General features: G+C 67.7%; 13 protein-coding genes. 3 read left to right on the top strand and 10 right to left on the bottom strand.

The features are described 5' to 3' along the window. Together fdxA and JWP54_RS17540 are read right to left on the bottom strand one after the other, a co-directional pair. Positions 1-209, bottom strand: a 209-nt coding sequence (fdxA, locus tag JWP54_RS17545) for a ferredoxin (RefSeq protein WP_297374901.1), incomplete at its 3' end; no start/stop codon positions are given. A gap of 36 nt (positions 210-245) precedes the next feature. Continuing rightward, complete coding sequence (locus tag JWP54_RS17540) at positions 246-1,214, bottom strand: hypothetical protein (RefSeq protein ID WP_297374898.1); 969 nt, start codon at positions 1,212-1,214, stop codon at positions 246-248. Positions 1,215-1,394: 180 nt separating this feature from the next. On the opposite strand from JWP54_RS17540, the gene efeU reads away from it, so the two are divergent. Genes efeU through efeB form a run of 3 tightly spaced genes read left to right on the top strand, consistent with a single transcriptional unit; the run spans position 1,395 to position 4,769 of the window. Then, entirely contained in the window at positions 1,395-2,252 is an 858-nt protein-coding gene (efeU, locus tag JWP54_RS17535) for an iron uptake transporter permease EfeU (RefSeq protein ID WP_297374895.1), read from the top strand. Between the two features lie 32 nt (positions 2,253-2,284). Beyond that, the gene (efeO, locus tag JWP54_RS17530) at positions 2,285-3,454 is read left to right on the top strand and encodes an iron uptake system protein EfeO (RefSeq protein WP_297374892.1); all 1,170 of its coding nucleotides are present in this window, start codon (positions 2,285-2,287) and stop codon (positions 3,452-3,454) included. Between the two features lie 19 nt (positions 3,455-3,473). Next, positions 3,474-4,769: an iron uptake transporter deferrochelatase/peroxidase subunit gene (gene efeB / locus JWP54_RS17525; protein ID WP_297374889.1), complete on the top strand. Its 1,296-nt coding sequence runs from the start codon at positions 3,474-3,476 to the stop codon at positions 4,767-4,769. On the opposite strand, the gene JWP54_RS17520 is transcribed toward efeB, so the two are convergent. From JWP54_RS17520 to JWP54_RS17485, 8 genes are all read right to left on the bottom strand, one after another. Then, the gene (locus tag JWP54_RS17520; protein WP_297374887.1) at positions 4,766-5,209 is read right to left on the bottom strand and encodes a hypothetical protein; all 444 of its coding nucleotides are present in this window, start codon (positions 5,207-5,209) and stop codon (positions 4,766-4,768) included. The two genes, efeB and JWP54_RS17520, sit on opposite strands and share 4 nt — an antisense overlap. 119 nt (positions 5,210-5,328) lie before the next feature. After that, positions 5,329-7,239 (bottom strand): translational GTPase TypA, encoded by a 1,911-nt coding sequence (gene typA, locus JWP54_RS17515; protein ID WP_297374883.1) that lies wholly within the window; start codon positions 7,237-7,239, stop codon positions 5,329-5,331. A 355-nt stretch (positions 7,240-7,594) separates the two neighbouring features. Beyond that, positions 7,595-9,280, bottom strand: a complete 1,686-nt coding sequence (locus JWP54_RS17510) for an ABC transporter family substrate-binding protein (RefSeq protein ID WP_297374880.1) — start codon at positions 9,278-9,280, stop codon at positions 7,595-7,597. A gap of 83 nt (positions 9,281-9,363) precedes the next feature. After that, positions 9,364-11,565 carry an ABC transporter ATP-binding protein gene (locus tag JWP54_RS17505; RefSeq protein ID WP_297374877.1) on the bottom strand — a complete coding sequence of 734 codons (2,202 nt, stop codon included), beginning with the start codon at positions 11,563-11,565 and terminating at the stop codon, positions 9,364-9,366. After that, the gene (locus tag JWP54_RS17500) at positions 11,558-12,493 is read right to left on the bottom strand and encodes an ABC transporter permease (protein WP_297374874.1); all 936 of its coding nucleotides are present in this window, start codon (positions 12,491-12,493) and stop codon (positions 11,558-11,560) included. The genes JWP54_RS17505 and JWP54_RS17500 overlap by 8 nt, the downstream gene beginning before the upstream one ends. Position 12,494: 1 nt before the next feature. After that, a complete protein-coding gene (locus tag JWP54_RS17495; protein ID WP_297374872.1) occupies positions 12,495-13,478 on the bottom strand; it encodes an ABC transporter permease in 984 nt (327 codons plus the stop codon). A 341-nt stretch (positions 13,479-13,819) separates the two neighbouring features. After that, on the bottom strand, positions 13,820-14,416 hold the full coding sequence (locus JWP54_RS17490) for a PH domain-containing protein (protein ID WP_297374870.1): 597 nt from the start codon (positions 14,414-14,416) through the stop codon (positions 13,820-13,822). 98 nt (positions 14,417-14,514) lie between these two features. Then, positions 14,515-16,178 (bottom strand): ABC transporter ATP-binding protein (locus JWP54_RS17485; RefSeq protein WP_297374868.1); only part of this gene is annotated, 1,664 nt, incomplete at its 5' end.

The following is a 16,178-nucleotide window of genomic DNA, read 5'->3' as shown; positions in this document are numbered from 1 at the left end:
TTGTAGTAGTCCGCCCACTGCTCGGGCAGGTCGTCTTCGTAGTAGATGGCCTCGACCGGACACACCGGTTCGCAGGCGCCACAGTCGACGCATTCGTCAGGGTGGATGTAGAGGGAGCGTTCGCCCTCGTAAATGCAGTCGACGGGGCACTCGTCGACGCAAGCGCGATCCTTGACGTCCACACAGGGCAAGGCGATGACGTACGTCACAGTGGCGGAATTCCCTTCACGAACAGAGTAATCAGTCTACGCCGTTGGCCGACGGGCCGGTATTCGCGGCCAAGCGATGACCAGCGCCGCGACCAGGGCAGGCACGACGGTCCAGATCGTGCCCAGCAGGCCCTGGGGCACCAGGACCGACCCGCCGGTGCTGCGGAGAGACAGCAGGAAAACGGTGGCGAGCATCCCCACCGCGGCGGCGAGCACGACAAGGCGGTCCCGGACCACCAGCCGAAGGCCGACCAGGAGCGTGCCGGTGGCGATGAGGGAGAGGACCAACCCGATGGGCACGGTGATCGGCCCGAGCCCGAAGGTGGTCTGGTGCGCCACGGTGCCCAGCACTCCGAAGAGCACTCCAGCGGCCAGGGCCACGAGCGTGGTGACCGCGCGGGTCGCCGCCGTCGGGGCCTCGTCCACCACGGCAGGCCGGGCGGGCTCGCTCGTGCGCACGTAGGTTTCCGACCCCGTCACCGGCACCTCTCCCCCGTCGGCGAGGCGCACCAGGCGGCCGTCGACGCCCCAGCGGCCGTGGTACGCGCCCAGCGCCTGGAGCTTGCGGTCTAGGTGGTCGCTCACATCGATGGCCGTCAGCCGCTGGCCCGCGGCGGCGGACACCCGACTACTGAGGAAGACCGGCACCCCGTGGTCGCCGGCAGCGTCGGCAGCGGCCCGGCGCAGGACCGGCTCGGCCGCCGCGGTCACGACGGCGGTCGCCCGGGCCTCGGCGAGGGCCGCTCCGAGGACCTCGCGGCGCACGGCCGCGTCCGAGTTCCCGGACAGCACCCGCCACTGGCCCGACTCGGTTTCGCCGAGCGCCTCGCGGGCCGCGATGACGGCATCGGCGTCGGCCGTCGCCGCATCCGTGCGGCCGAAGAGCACCGTCACCTGGGCGCCGTCGTCGAGCAGGCGTGCGATGGTGCCGCCGGTGTGGAGCGACTCGTCCCCTGGAGTATCGAGCACGAAGACCACGCGTTCGCCGCTGCCGGACATGACCATGGGGAAAACTCCTGAACGAGGCGGCTGGAGAGGTGGCGGGTGCCGGGCGACGCCCGGGACCGTGTGCCGCCGACAAATTCTAACTGGACAGCCCGAGAGGCCATCCGTACACTGAACGAGTAAGGTAAGCCTTACCATCCTGTACGTTCTCACACAAACAACCTCCGACCGGGAAGCACTGTGCTCGCAAACTACCTGATCGGCCTCCGCGAGGGGCTCGAAGCAGCATTGATCGTGACGATCCTGATCGCCTACGTGGTGAAGATCGGCCGCCGCGACGTGTTGCCGCGCCTCTGGACCGGGATCGGCCTGGCCGTGCTGCTGGCCCTCATCCTCGGCGCCATCCTCACCTTCGGGACCTATGGGCTGAGCTTCGCCGCGCAGGAGACCATCGGCGGGTTGCTCTCGATCATCGCCACGGGCCTGGTGACCTGGATGGTGTTCTGGATGCTGCGGACGGCCAGGGACCTCAAGGGACACCTGCACGGCAGCATCGACAAACACCTCGTCGGCAGCGGCATGGGCCTGGTGCTCGTGGCTTTTCTCGCGGTGGGCCGGGAGGGCATCGAAACCGCCCTGTTCATCTGGGCGGCGGTGCAGGCCACGGGCGAGACCACGTTGCCGCTGGTCGGCGCGAGCCTGGGCATCCTCACCGCGGTGGGCCTGGGCTGGCTGGTCTACGCGGGCATGCTCAAGATCAACCTGGCCCGCTTCTTCACCTGGACCGGCGCCATCCTCATCATCGTCGCCGCCGGCGTGCTGTCCTATGGTGTGCACGACCTGCAGGAAGCCGGCATTCTGCCGGGGCTGAACTCGCTGGCGTTCGACGTCTCGGCCGCCATTCCACCGGACAGCTGGTACGGCACCCTGCTCAAGGGCACCCTCAATTTCTCGCCGGCGACGACCTGGCTCGAGATGTTCGCCTGGGTCGCGTACATGGTGCCCACCCTGACGCTTTTCATCGTGAAGAGCCGGCAGTCCAGGCCCGCCGCCTCAGCCGCACCACGCCAGGCCGCACCCGCGATCCCCGTCCACTGACCACGCACCGCCCTCCCCCTCGAAGGACACCTATGCGCGCCCGTCTCCTCCCCCTCGTCGCCGTCACGGCGGCCGGTCTGCTCGCCCTCACCGGCTGCGTCGCCAACGCCACCGCCACCGACTCGCCGAAGGGGGCGCTCACCGTCGACAGCAGTGCGGATGCCTGCGCCGTCTCCGCTGCGGAGGCGCCGTCCGGCAACCTGAGCTTCGCTGTCACCAACTCCGGTGACCAGGTGACCGAGTTCTACCTTCTCGCCGAGGACGGCCTGCGGATCGTCGGCGAGGTCGAGAATATCGGCCCGGGCCTCAGCCGCGACCTCGTCGTGCAACTCGCCCCCGGCACCTACCTCACCACCTGCAAGCCCGGCATGGTCGGCGACGGCATCGACAAGACCACGTTCACCGTCACCGACTCCGGCAACGACGTGGCCGTTGACGCCGACCTGGATGCCCAGGTCGAGGTCGCCAACAGCAACTACGCCGCTTACGTGCGCGACCAGGTGGCCCAGCTCCTCACCGGCACCCAGTCCTTCGCCGACGCGTACCTGGCCGGCGACGACGACACCGCCCGCGCCCTCTACGCCGGCACCCGCGCCCACTGGGAGCGGGTGGAGACCGTCGCGGAGTCGTTCGGCGACCTGGACCCGCAGCTGGACCTCCGGGAGGCCGACCTCGAGGAGGGCCAGGACTGGACCGGCTGGCACGCGATCGAGAAGGACCTCTGGCCCGCCGACGCCGAGGCCGGCTTCACCGCGTACACCCCCGAGCAGCGCCAGAACCTGGCCGACCTGCTCGTCGCGGACACCACCACGCTGAACGAGAAGGTGCAGGACTTGGACTTCACCCTGTCGCAGCAGACCAACGGCGCGATCGGGCTGCTCGACGAGGTCGCCACCGGCAAGGTCACCGGCGAGGAAGAGTTTTGGTCGCACACCGACCTATGGGACTTCCAGGCCAACATCGACGGCGCCAAGGTGCTCTACGCCGGGGTGCGCGACATCCTGCTGGAGGAGGACGCCGACCTGGCCGCCGAGCTTGACACGGAGTTCGACGCCCTGCAGGTGCTCCTCGATGCGGAACGCATCGGCGACGGCTTCACCCTGTACACCGACCTCACTTCGGCGGAGATCAAGGCCTTCGCCGACCAGGTGAACGCGCTCGGCGAACCGCTGAACCAGCTCACCGCTACGCTCGTGCTCTAACGAAAGAACCCCACACCAGATGACCGACTCCCCCGACCCCACGACGGATGCGCACGCGCCCCGGGGCCTGTCCCGGCGCGGGCTGCTCGGCCTGGCAGGGGCCGGGGTTGCCGGTCTCGGACTGGGAATCGCCGGGGACCGCGTCGCACTGGCCGCGGCGGCGTCCTCCGCAGGCGCCGGCGCCGTCTACCCGTTCTACCAGAAACACCAGGCCGGCATCGTCACGCCGGCCCAGGACCGGTTGCACTTCGCTGCGTTCGACGTCACCGACGGCACCAGCCGGGCGGAGCTGATCGAACTGCTGCAGGACTGGACTGTCGCGGCGGCCGCGATGACCGCCGGCAAGGATATCGGGGACTACGGCGCGGTCAGCGGCCCGTATGACGCACCGCCGGAGGACACCGGAGAGGCCGTCGGCCTGCCGCCGGCCGGTCTGACCATCACGTTCGGTTTCGGGCCCAGTCTGTTCCAGACCGCGGCCGGAGTGGACCGATTCGGCCTGGCCGCCCGGCGACCGGCGGACCTGGTCGAGCTGCCGCACTTCCCCGGCGACATGCTCGAGGAGGCCGGCAGCGGCGGGGACCTGTGCATCCAGGCTTGCGCGAACGACCCGCAGATCGCCGTGCACGCCATCCGCAACCTGTCCCGCATCGCGTTCGGGCGGGCGGCCATCCGCTGGTCCCAGCTGGGCTTCGGCCGCACCTCCTCCACCAGCACCAGCCAGGCCACCCCGCGCAACCTGTTCGGGTTCAAGGACGGCACGGCCAACATCAAGGCCGAGGAGCCCGCCGCGGTGACCGAGCACCTCTGGGTGGGAGCGAACGACGGCCCGGCCTGGCTCGCCGGCGGCTCGTATCTCGTGGCGCGGCGCATCCGCATGACCATCGAGACCTGGGACCGCAGCAGCCTACGCGAGCAGGAGGGTGTCATCGGCCGCACCAAGGGCGAAGGGGCGCCGTTGTCCGGCGGCACCGAGTTCACCGAACCCGACTTCACCCTCGCCGGTCGGGCGGACCAGCCGCTGATCGACACGGCCGCCCACGTTCGCCTGGCGCACCCAGCGCAGAATGACGGGATTCGCATCCTTCGCCGCGGCTATAACTTCGTCGACGGCAACGACGCGCTCGGCCGCCTCGATGCCGGGCTGTTCTTCATCAGCTTCCAGCGCACCCCGGCCAGCTTCACGACGGTGCAGCTGAACCTGGCCCGCAACGACGCCCTCAACGAGTACATCCGCCACGTCGGCTCCGCCCTCTTCGCGGTGCCCCCCGGGGCGAGCGAGGGGTCGTACGTAGGCGCCGGGCTCTTCGCCTAGCTCGCGGGCGCGACCGTGTAGAGCACGCCGTCGGGGGTGCCCGCGATCGTGACCGTGTAGGTAGCGTTCTTCAGGGCCACCACACCCACGTCGCCTACGTTGGCGGAGTTGCCGGTGTCGGGTTCGTAGCCGGCTTCGACGAGGAGCTGCTTCGCGTCGGCCAGCGGGTCGGTGGCGCCGGAGGCGATCGTGACGACCCAACCCTGGTCCCCGTTGGTGGTGTTGCCGGCGCCGAACTTGATGTCGCCATCGATCACGGGGATCTCCGCGGGCCAACCGTCGGGCAGCGCTCCGCCCAGGCTCACGTCACCGTCGGTGGCTCCCTGCACGGCGCCGTTCACTGCATCCTGCACCTGTCCGTCGGAGCAGCCGGCCAGAGCCGGTCCGGCGGCGAGCACCGTCACCAGGGCCAGGCCCATCCGCAGGGAGGACGTCGTCAACTTGCATGCTGTGGTCATGGTTCCCTCACGCGTTGTCGTACTCGTGCCTGACAAAAAACCGCAGGCACCCCGCGCCGGAGAACCGGAACTGGATGCCTGCAGCAGATGGAACGGTGGATCTAGTTCGCGTCCTGCTTCTTCAGACGCGAAACGTTGCGTTGACGAGCGGATGCGGCGAGCTCGACCTTGCGGATCCGGACGACAGCGGGGGTGACCTCGACGCACTCGTCTTCGCGGGCGAATTCGAGGCACTGCTCGAGAGTGAGCTGCTTCGACGGGGTCATCGACTCGAACGTGTCGGAGGTGGACTGACGCATGTTGGTCAGCTTCTTTTCCTTGGTGATGTTCACGTCCATGTCGTCACCGCGCGAGTTCTCGCCGATGACCATGCCCTCGTAGACCTCTTCGGTCGGGTTGACGAAGAACTGCATGCGCTCCTGCAGGGCGATGATGGCGAACGGCGTGACCACACCGGCACGGTCGGCCACAATGGAGCCGTTGGTACGGGTGTTGATGGTGCCGGCCCAGGCCTCGTAGCCGTGGAAGATCGCGTTGGCGATACCGGTTCCGCGGGTGTCCGTGAGGAACTCGGTGCGGAAGCCGATCAGGCCGCGCGACGGAACGATGAACTCCATGCGGACCCAGCCGGTGCCGTGGTTCGCCATGTTCTCCATGCGACCCTTACGGGCGGCGAGGAGCTGGGTGATCGCGCCGAGGTACTCCTCAGGCGAGTCGATGGTGAGGTGCTCGTACGGCTCGTGGATCTTGCCGTCGACACGCTTCACGACGACCTGCGGCTTGCCGACGGTGAGCTCGAAGCCCTCGCGACGCATCTGCTCGACCAGGATGGCGAGAGCGAGCTCGCCACGGCCCTGGACTTCCCAGGCGTCCGGACGGCCGATGTCGAGAACGCGGAGCGAGACGTTACCGACGAGTTCCTTGTCGAGACGGTCCTTGACCATGCGGGCGGTGAGCTTGTGGCCCTTGACCTTGCCGATGAGCGGCGAGGTGTTGGTGCCGATGGTCATCGAGATGGCCGGGTCATCAACCGTGATGGTCGGGAGCGGGCGAACGTCATCCGGGTCGGCGAGGGTCTCACCGATGGTGATGTCCGGGAATCCGGCGACGGCGACGATGTCACCCGGTCCGGCGCTCTCGGCCGGATAACGGTCGAGGGCCTTGGTGATCATGAGTTCGGTCACGCGCACGTTGGAGACGGTGCCGTCGTGCTTGACCCAGGCCACGGTCTGGCCCTTCTTGATGGTGCCCTGGAAGACACGCAGCAGCGCGAGACGGCCGAGGAACGGCGAGGAGTCGAGGTTGGTGACCCAGGCCTGCAGCGGGTGCTCGTCGTCGTAGACGGGAGCGGGGATGTGCTGGAGGATTGCTTCGAAGAGCGGCTCGAGGTCGTCGTTGTCGGGCAGCGCGCCGTTGTCGGGCTTGTTCAGGCTGGCGGCGCCGGCACGGCCGGATGCGTAGACGACCGGCACGTTCAGGACCAGGTCAAGGTCCAGGTCGGGCACGTCGTCGGCCATGTCCGAGGCGAGGCCGAGGAGCAGGTCCTGACTCTCTTCGACGACCTCATCGATACGGGCGTCCGGACGGTCGGTCTTGTTGACGAGGAGGATCACGGGCAGGTGCGCCTCAAGTGCCTTGCGCAGCACGAAGCGGGTCTGCGGCAGCGGGCCCTCGGATGCGTCGACGAGGAGCACGACACCGTCGACCATGGACAGGCCGCGCTCGACTTCGCCACCGAAGTCGGCGTGGCCGGGGGTGTCGATCACGTTGATGGTGATGGGTCCGTCGGTGGCGTGGATGCCCTTGTACGAGATCGCCGTGTTCTTGGCGAGGATCGTGATGCCCTTTTCGCGCTCGAGCTCGTTGGAGTCCATCGCACGCTCTTCGGTGTGCGAGTGCTCGGCGAAGGAGTTCGTCTGCTGCAGCATCGCGTCGACCAGGGTCGTCTTGCCGTGGTCAACGTGGGCAACGATTGCAACATTCCGGAGGTTATTGCGGGTAGCAATCGCCATAAAAATAGATCCTTACGAAGAATGGATGCCGCGTAAAAGCGAATGCGGCGAAGAGTGGATGAGTGGGGTCACTGCGGACCCAAGGATTTATCTTACCGTACTCAGCCACCTTCCCGTCGGGCGAGCGACGGACACTCCTATATAAGGGCGCCCGAGAGGCAGGTCACCGGGTTTCGACTAGCTCAACCAACAGGACGGGGGCGAACCGGAGAATCTCCATGTCAACGCGCTCGACCCGTGTCGAAGGATGGTTGCCACCCGGAAACACAGGATGGGACGCGGCCTCGGCCACGCCCCATCCGGGTTCAGGTGCGGGCGGGTGCCGGCGGCCTAAGCCGTGTTCTATTCGCGCCGGTTACTTGGCCCAGCCCACCACGGTCCAGTCGACCGACTGGAACTGCTTGGCGCCGTAGTTGACCAGTCCGTCCTTCACCGCGTACACGTTCGGCAGCGGAGCGAGCGGCACGATCGGCACGTAGGAAGCGAGCACCTTGTCGATCTCGTCGGCAATCTCCAGACGCTTGTCGGGATCGAGCTCGGCGTTCACCTCGTCATACAGGCCCTCGAGCGACTCGTCGGTGATGCCGGTGAAGTTCGACTCGGAGTCGACCGGGGAGAACAGCGCCTCAGACGACGAGATGGGGAACGCGGTGCCCTGCCAGGAGAAGCTGGTCATCTCGTAGTCGCCGGCGATGATGTAGTCCGAGAAGTACTTGGCGGCGGGAACCTCGTCGAGTTCGACGGTGACACCCACATCCTTGAGGTCGGCCTGCACCTGGACGGCGCGCTGCTTGTTGGTCGGCGTCTCGGCCGGAACGGTGATCGAGAGAGTCAGCACGTCGCCGTCCTTCTCCCGAAGTCCGTCGTCGTTCAGCTCGTAGCCGGCCTCGTCGAACAGGTCGGCGGCCCCTTCGACGTCGAAGCCGATGGCGGCACCCACGTTGTCTTCGTAGCCCTTCTGGCCGGGCATGAAGATGTAGCTGCCCTGCGTGGTGGCGGCGACGCCGACCGGGGTGTTGGCGGATTCGGAAATCAGTTCACGGTTGATCGAGTGCCCGATGGCCCGGCGCAGGGTCTCATCGGCCAGCGGCCCCTTGGCGCTGTTCATGGTGACGTGGGTCCAGGTGAGACCACCGGATGCCTGAATCTCGGCGTCCGAACGCTTCGTGGCGGTCTGGTACGCGTCGGCGTTCGACGAGATATACAGCACGTCGGTCTCCGAGTTGCCGAAGGCAGTGGCCTGGGTGGCGCCGTCGACGACCTTCACGATGATCGTGTCGAGCTTGGGCGTCTCGCCCCACCAGGCTGGGTTCCGCACCATGGTCACGACCTGGCCGGACGGGTCGATGTCCGAGATCATGAACGGGCCGGAGGACGGCACCGGGATGGTGGTGTAACCGGTGTTGAACGCCTCGGGCGTCGCGGTCACCGCGGTGGGCAGGACGGTGGTGAAGATCGACTGCCAGTCGGCCGTGATCTGACCGAACGTGACGGTGAAGGTGTAGTCGTCACCCGACGACTCGATGGCGGTGATGTCCTCGTAGATCGCCGTGGAAGCGCCGAGGTACTCCTCATTGGTGCCGTTCAGGGCCTGCCAGGTGCCGACGTAGTCCTTGTAGGTGATGGGGGTGCCGTCTTCCCAGACCGCGTCCGGGTTGAGCGTGATCTCCACGACCTGCGGGTCGTCGCTGATGACCTCTGCCGAAACCGCGTAGTCGGGATTGACGACGGCGGTCCCGTCTTCGGCAATCTCGATCGGGCCGCCGGTGGTCGGCTCGACGGTGTTGACGGTGTCAACCTCGTTGCCGTCCACCTCAGAGGTGTTCCAGTTGACCGGCATGGCGTTGATGGCCAGGTTCAGCGTGCCGCCGTCTTCGACGTCGGCCGCGTCGGCGACCGCCCACGCGGTGCTGGGCAGTTCCTCTGTGGCACCCGCGCTCGGCGCATCCGAGGAGGTGTTGCCTGGCGCGCAGGCTGTGAGCAGTAGGGCAGACGCACTCAGGACGGCGACTGCAGCAAATGCGGTGTTTATTCGACGCATGGGGTTTCTCCTTCTTATCTTGGTGACGGGCTGTGCGTGCTGTGTGGTGGTGCGGATGATGCTTCTCGTACGGTCGGACGGGTTCAGGGGGCGCCCACCAGCGCCGAGTCGACGATGCGGTTGCGATCGACGTGGTGGCAGGCGGCGTCGACACCGTCGTGGGTGACCAGCGGCGGGTCGTCAGTCGTGCACAGCGACTGGGCGGCGGGATCGAGCAGTCGGTACAGGGGGCACCGGGTGCGGAAATTGCAGCCGGTGATCTCCTCGGTGGGGCTGGGCAGGTCGCCCTCGAGCAGCACCCGGGTGCGGCTGCGCTCGATGGCGGGGTCGGGGATCGGCGCCGCCGAGATGAGCGCCTGGGTATACGGATGCCGCGGGCGCGCGAACACCTCGGCCACCGGCCCGTACTCCACGATGCGGCCCAGGTACATGACAGCGACCGTGTCGGCGATCTGCCGCACGATGGCGAGGTCGTGCGCCACGAACAGGTAGGACAGGCCCAGCTGTTCCTTGAGGTCCTCGAGCAGGTTGATCACGCCGGCCTGGATCGACACGTCGAGGGCGGAGACCGGTTCGTCGAGCACGACCAGGCGCGGATTGGTGGCCAGTGCCCGGGCGATTCCGATGCGCTGGCGCTGGCCGCCGGAGAATTCGTGCGGATACCGGTCGGCCATCTGCGGGTCGAGCCCGACCAGGTCGAGCAGCTCCTGTACCCGGGCTCGCCGCTCGGCCCGGCCCACGCCGTGCACCGTGAGCGGTTCGCCGATCACCTCGCCGATCGGCAGGCGCGGGTCGATGGCGGCCATCGGGTCCTGGAAGACGATCTGCACGTCTTTCCGCAACTTCAGCCGCTCGGCCCGGCTTGCCGTGCCGATGTCGGTGCCGTCGATCAGGATCTTCCCGGCCTGCGGGGTCGCCATCTCGAGGATTTCGAGGATCGTGGTCGACTTTCCGCAGCCGGACTCGCCGACCAGGCCGAGGGTCTGGCCGGGCTGGATCGAGAATGAGACGCCGTCCACGGCCCGAACCGTGCCGATCCGGCGGGAGAACAGTCCCCCGTTGGTGAGCGGGAAGTGCCGTTTCAGGTCGGTGACGGTGAGCACCGGCACCTGGGCTTCACGCGCGACGGCGTGCTGCATTTCCAGCGGCTCCGGCCGGGGGAAGACGTCGGCGCGGGTGAGGCGGCCCGAGGCGATCTCGCCCGAGCGGTGGCACGCGGCCACGTGGCTGTCGACCGGCTGATCCCTCGGCGTCCCGGCCGCGGCTAGGTCCAGCCCGGGGACTCTCACCCCATCCGCGAACTCGCCGTGCGAGGCAAGCAGAGGTTCCACCTCACGGCAGATGTCGAGGGCGATCGGGCACCGCGCGGCGAACGGGCATCCGGGCGGCAGGGCGGTCAGCGACGGCGGGCGACCCTCCAGCGGCACCAGCCGCTGGGTGCCGGCGGTCTGCATGTTGGGCACCGAGCGCAGCAGCCCGATCGAATACGGCATGTGCGGGTCGCTGAAGACATCGGCGGTGCTGCCGTTCTCCACAAGCTTGCCGGCGTACATGACGGCGATCCGGTCGGCGTGCCCGGCCACGACGCCGAGGTCGTGGGTGATCAGAACCACGGCAGCGCCGGTGAGCTCCTTGGCCTTCTCGAGCACCTCCAGGATCTGGGCCTGGATGGTCACGTCCAGCGCTGTCGTCGGCTCATCCGCCACGATCAGTTTGGGGTCGTTCGCGATGGACATCGCGATCATCGCGCGTTGCCGCATGCCGCCGGAGAACTCGTGTGGAAACGCCTTGGCGCGACGTTCAGGGGCGGGGATGCCCACCACCTTGAGCAGTTCGATGGCGCGGGACCTGGCGGCCTGTTTGCTCAGCGCCGAGTCGTGCAGCAGCAGGGCCTCGGCGATCTGGTCACCCACGGTGTACACCGGGGTGAGGGCGGACAGCGGGTCCTGGAAGATCATCGAGATGTCGCGGCCGCGCAGCCCCGAGAGCTGGCGGTCGTTCATCTCCAGCAGCTTGTGGCCGTCGAAGTCGATGTCTCCGGTGATCTGCGCCGAGCTCGGCAGCAGCCCCATCAGGGCCAGCGACGACACCGACTTGCCCGAGCCGGATTCGCCGACGATGCCGAGGAATTCGCCCTCGTGCACGTCGTAACTGATACCGCGCACGGCGTTCACCGGCGGGCCGCCGCGCTGCGGGAAGGTCACCGAGAGGTTCCGCACCTTCAGCAGCGGCGTGCTGCGGCGCGTCGTCCCCTGCGCGGCGGGAAGAGATTGAAAATCAGTCACGGTTCACTCCCGATGTGGGGTCGACGGCGTCGCGCAGGGCGTCCCCGATCAGGCTGACGGCGAAGAGCGTCGCGATCAGCACGCCCGCCGGGAAGACGAAGAGCCAGGGCCGCGTGACCGCCGCGGCCGTGCCCTCCGAGAGCAGGGTGCCCAGCGACACGTCGGGAGCGCGGATGCCGAAGCCGAAGTAGCTCAGGCTGGTCTCGGCCATGATCATCGCCACGACACCGAGGGTCGCGTCGATGATCAGCAGCGACGCCAGGTTCGGGATGATGTGCCGGGCCAGGATGGTGGGCATCGGCACTCCCATATACCGGGCGGCCTTGACAAAGTCGCGTCCGCGCAGCGACCGGGTCTGCGACCGGATCACCTGGGCCATGATCATCCAGCTGAAACCGGCCAGGAACACCGTGAGGAAGATCCAGGACAGGTCTTCGAACAGCGGGCTGAGGATGACGAGCAGGATGAACGACGGCAGCACGAGCAGCAGGTTGATCACCCAGACCAGCACGTTGTCGACGATGCCGCCCAAGTACCCGGCCACCGAACCGACGATGGCGGCGATCAGCGTACCGAGGGGGCCGGCGATCAGGCCGATGACCAGGGACTTCTGCAGGCCGATGAGGGTCTGGGCATAAATGTCCTGGCCGATGTTGTTGGTGCCGAACCAGTGCAGTTGGGTGGGTCCCATGCCCATGTTGAGCGGGTCCCGGCTGAACGCGTCAATCGGGTAGAACACCGGTCCGAGCACGGCCCACAACACGATGGTTCCCATCGCGACGGCACCGATCCAGAATCGCGGCGTGTGCGCCAACCGGTTCCAGATCAGCCGGCCCCGGGAGAGCGGCTTGCGGGCCATGACCACGGAAGGCGGTTCGGGCTCCGGCCCGGCGGCGAGGGTGGCGCTGGCGCCTTCGACGATCGACATGTCAGTTCCTCACTCTGGGGTCGAGTGCTGCGTAGAGAATTTCGGACAGGGTCGAGGAGAACAGCACCAGCACGGCCAGGAACAGGGTGGAACCGGCGACGGCGTTGATGTCGCTCTGGGTGATGGCCTGCAGGGTGAACTCGCCCATGCCGTGAAAGGAGAACACGATCTCGAGCATGATGGACCCGGACACGAGGGTGCCGAAGCTGTAGGCGAAGAAGGTCGACATGGGGATCAGCGCCACCCGCACCCCGTGTCGCACCAGGGCGGAGTTGCGCGAGCGCCCCTTGGAGCGGGCGGTGCGGATGTAGTCGGAGGCGAGCACGTCGAGCATCACACTGCGCTGGTATCGGGAGTAGCTGGCGGCGCCGGTGAGCACCAGAGCGATGGTCGGCAGTAACAGGTGCACTCCCCGGTCGACCAGCAGGTCCCACCAGGATCCGGTCATGCCGGCCGAATACGACCCGGTGAAGGTGATCAGTTGCGCACCGACGATGCCGTTCAGCATCGTCGCACCGATCATGAGCAGCACGCCGATGACGAACGTCGGAGTGGCGAAGACCAGGTACGAGCTGTAGGTGACGGTCTGGTCGCTCAGCGAGTACTGCTTGACCGCGCCCCAGACCCCGAGGACCACGCCGAGGATCGCGCCGATGATCGACCCGAGGAGGAGCAGTTGCAGGCTGACGCCGGACCGGGTGACGATTTCCGCGACGACGGACTTGCCGCCCACGGTGTCACCGAGCGACCCCTGCGTGACGAGGGTGAGAATCCAGTTCCACAGCCGGACCAGGACGGGGACGTCTGGGTTGACGCCGAGGCCGTTGAGGATGTTCTCGATGACGTGGGCGCTGGGCTGAGGGTTCCGCCCGTAGTATTTCGCTGCCGGGTCAAGGGCCAGGCTCGCGACGACGTAGGCGAGGCACGTCGCGATGGCGGAGAGGATGAAATAGTTGACGAATCGCCGAAGGGTGTAGAAGACCATGTCGGTTCTCGAACAGCCTCTAGAGCCTGGCCGCCCGCCCGGAACCGGATCGTGGGCCGAGGCTCGGAGCGCTTTCGGCTCTCTCGCGCGGCGCGCCGGCGACAGGTGCGAAAAACCAGGTGATTCGAGTCACGATGTTCCCCCTCAGCTCCCCCCAGGAAGCCCATAACGTATAGAGCTCCGGTGCTCAGCAGGTGTTGGAGAGAGCCTAGGCGAGCGCTGGCGGCGGATTCGCAGGAAACGCGGAATTCGCACAATTCGGTCGGAATTTAACCCATTTCGCAGCAATTCCGCCGCGCCGCCGGCGAAATCGACCGTCTGATGTGCTCATATGAGCAGGTTCAGCTGCCCGCCAGGGCCTGGCTGACGGCGATGATCAGCAACGCTCCGGCGACGACGGCCGTCGTGACGTGGAACCGGCGGTTGGCGAACGGGCCGGCGGCATGCGCCGGCACCGGCCGGTCGCCGTACTGGACGAGATAGGACTCGATCACGAGGTGCGGCGGGGACGCCCGCAGCCACCCCGACGTCCCGGATGGGCGCGCCCCGGCCGGTCGGGCCCCCGCCGGCCTGGTGCGTGCGGCCGTCGGTGCTCCCCAGCTGCGGACGCGCCGGCCATCCGTCGTCTCGACGGCCACGACGAACCGGGTCGTCACATCCGTGACCGCACCCCAGGGCACCTCGGTCGTCCACAACGGATTGACCACGGTGATGCCGGCGGAATTCAGGCGTATACCGGGGCGGAGGAACACCTCCACGGCGACCCACACCACCAGGCCAAGGGCGGGCGAGGAGAACGCGACGACGTCCCATCGGCCCCGCAACGCCGCGTCGGCCAGCAGCACGCCCGCCAGGGCCAGCAGGGCGATGCCCACGACCAGCGAGCTGGGGGCGCGGAGGGTGACCCCGGGTACCCGCCCGGTCGGGGACTCCCCCATCGTGCCCACCTCCCTGGCAAGACCTGCCTCGCTGACGAGGACTGCCCCCCGGCCGTGGCCGAGGGCAGTTCCCTGACTGTGTCGCCTACCGGCTGTCGCTACCGGCCGAACTGGAAGTTGCCGCCGGGGATCGCCGCGAGTAGTTCCTGCGTATAGGCCTGCTGCGGAGTCTCGAAGACATCGTCGGTCGACGCGGCCTCCACGATCCGGCCCTTCTGCATGACGCAGACGTTGTCGGCCACCAGACGCACCACCGCGAGGTCGTGCGTGATGAACAGGTAGGTCAGGCCGAGTTCGGTCTGCAGCTCGGTGAGCAGGTTCAGAACCTGGCCCTGCACGAGCACGTCGAGCGCCGACACGGCCTCGTCGAGCACGAGCACGTCGGGCTTGAGCGCGAGCGCCCGCGCGATGGCGATGCGCTGGCGCTGCCCGCCGGAGAGTTCACTCGGGTACCGGTAGCGCGATGCCCACGGCAGCGAGACCTGCTCGAGGAGTTCCTTGACGCGCGCCTGGCGTTCCTTGGGCGTTCCCGCACCGTGCGCGAGCAACGGCTCGGCAATGGTGTTGCCCACGTTGTACTGCGGGTCGAGGGATCCGTACGGGTCCTGGAAGACCGGCTGCACCCGCCGGCGGAACTTCAGGAGCTCCTTGCCCGTGAGCCCGGCGACGTCCTGACCGTCGAACTCGATCGCACCGCTGGTGATGCTCTCCAGCTGCAGGATCAGCTTGGCGACCGTGGACTTCCCTGAGCCGGACTCGCCCACGAGGGCCGTGGTGGTGCCCTTCTGGATTCCGAAGCTCACGCCGTCGACGGCGCGGAGTTCGTCGGTGCGCAGGCCTTTCTTGCGAATGCGGTACACCTTGGAGATGTCCCGCACCGAAATGAGATCCCTGACCGGGGCCGCGTTCTCCCGCTCGGCCGCGCGGGCGATCAGGGCCTCGTCGAGCGAACCCTCACCGAAGATCACGGCGTCACCGGCGCCGGCGTGCTTGGCCGACTGGATGCGTCGGGAGGCGAGGCTGGGCGCGGCAGAGACCAGGCGCTGGGTGTAGGGATGCTGCGGGTTGGCCAGGATCTCCTGCGACGGGCCGGACTCGACGACCTTGCCCTTGTACATCACCACGAGCTGCTCGGCCCGCTCCGCCGCGAGGCCGAGGTCGTGGGTGATGAACAGCACGCTGGTGCCGTAGTCGCGGGTGAGGGTGCCCAGGTGGTCGAGGATCTGACGTTGCACGGTGACGTCGAGCGCTGAGGTGGGCTCGTCGGCGATGAGCAGCTTGGGCCGGGCGGAGAGGCCGATGCCGATCAGCACGCGCTGGCGCATGCCGCCGGAGAACTGGTGCGGGTACTGCTTGAGGCGGTCCGCCGCGTCACTCAGGCCGGCTTCCTGCAGCACCTGGATGGTTCGGGCGCGGGCCTCCTTACCCTGGGCGACGTTGTTGGCCTTGATGGCCTCCTCCACCTGGAAGCCGATGTTCCACACCGGGTTCAGGTTGGACATCGGGTCCTGGGGCACGTAGCCGATCTCCCGGCCGCGAACGTTCTGCATCGCGGACGACGACAGCTTCGTCAGGTCCCTGCCCTCGAAGAGGATCTGGCCGCCGGTCACCTGGCCGGTGCCGGGCAGCAGGTCGATGATGGCCTGCGCCGTCGTGGACTTGCCCGAGCCGGACTCTCCCACGATGGCGAGCGTCTTGCCCGCGTGCAGGGTGATGTCGACGCCGCGCACCGCGGGCACGAACCCGCGCTGCGTCTTGAAGC

Source organism: Cryobacterium sp. (genome assembly GCF_025463825.1).
Lineage (GTDB): Bacteria > Actinomycetota > Actinomycetes > Actinomycetales > Microbacteriaceae > Cryobacterium.
Note: the sequence above shows the minus strand (reverse complement) of the source record. Positions and strands in the feature narration are given on the sequence as shown.

What these genes read in the sequence shown, in the direction of transcription:
- JWP54_RS17540 (WP_297374898.1), bottom strand. Translation starts at nt 1,214, where the DNA reads ATGGTCATGTCCGGCAGCGGCGAACGCGTGGTCTTCGTGCTCGATACT.
- efeO (WP_297374892.1), top strand. Translation starts at nt 2,285, where the DNA reads ATGCGCGCCCGTCTCCTCCCCCTCGTCGCCGTCACGGCGGCCGGTCTG.
- efeB (WP_297374889.1), top strand. Translation starts at nt 3,474, where the DNA reads ATGACCGACTCCCCCGACCCCACGACGGATGCGCACGCGCCCCGGGGC.
- typA (WP_297374883.1), bottom strand. Translation starts at nt 7,239, where the DNA reads ATGGCGATTGCTACCCGCAATAACCTCCGGAATGTTGCAATCGTTGCC.
- JWP54_RS17510 (WP_297374880.1), bottom strand. Translation starts at nt 9,280, where the DNA reads ATGCGTCGAATAAACACCGCATTTGCTGCAGTCGCCGTCCTGAGTGCG.
- JWP54_RS17500 (WP_297374874.1), bottom strand. Translation starts at nt 12,493, where the DNA reads ATGTCGATCGTCGAAGGCGCCAGCGCCACCCTCGCCGCCGGGCCGGAG.
- JWP54_RS17495 (WP_297374872.1), bottom strand. Translation starts at nt 13,478, where the DNA reads ATGGTCTTCTACACCCTTCGGCGATTCGTCAACTATTTCATCCTCTCC.
- JWP54_RS17490 (WP_297374870.1), bottom strand. Translation starts at nt 14,416, where the DNA reads ATGGGGGAGTCCCCGACCGGGCGGGTACCCGGGGTCACCCTCCGCGCC.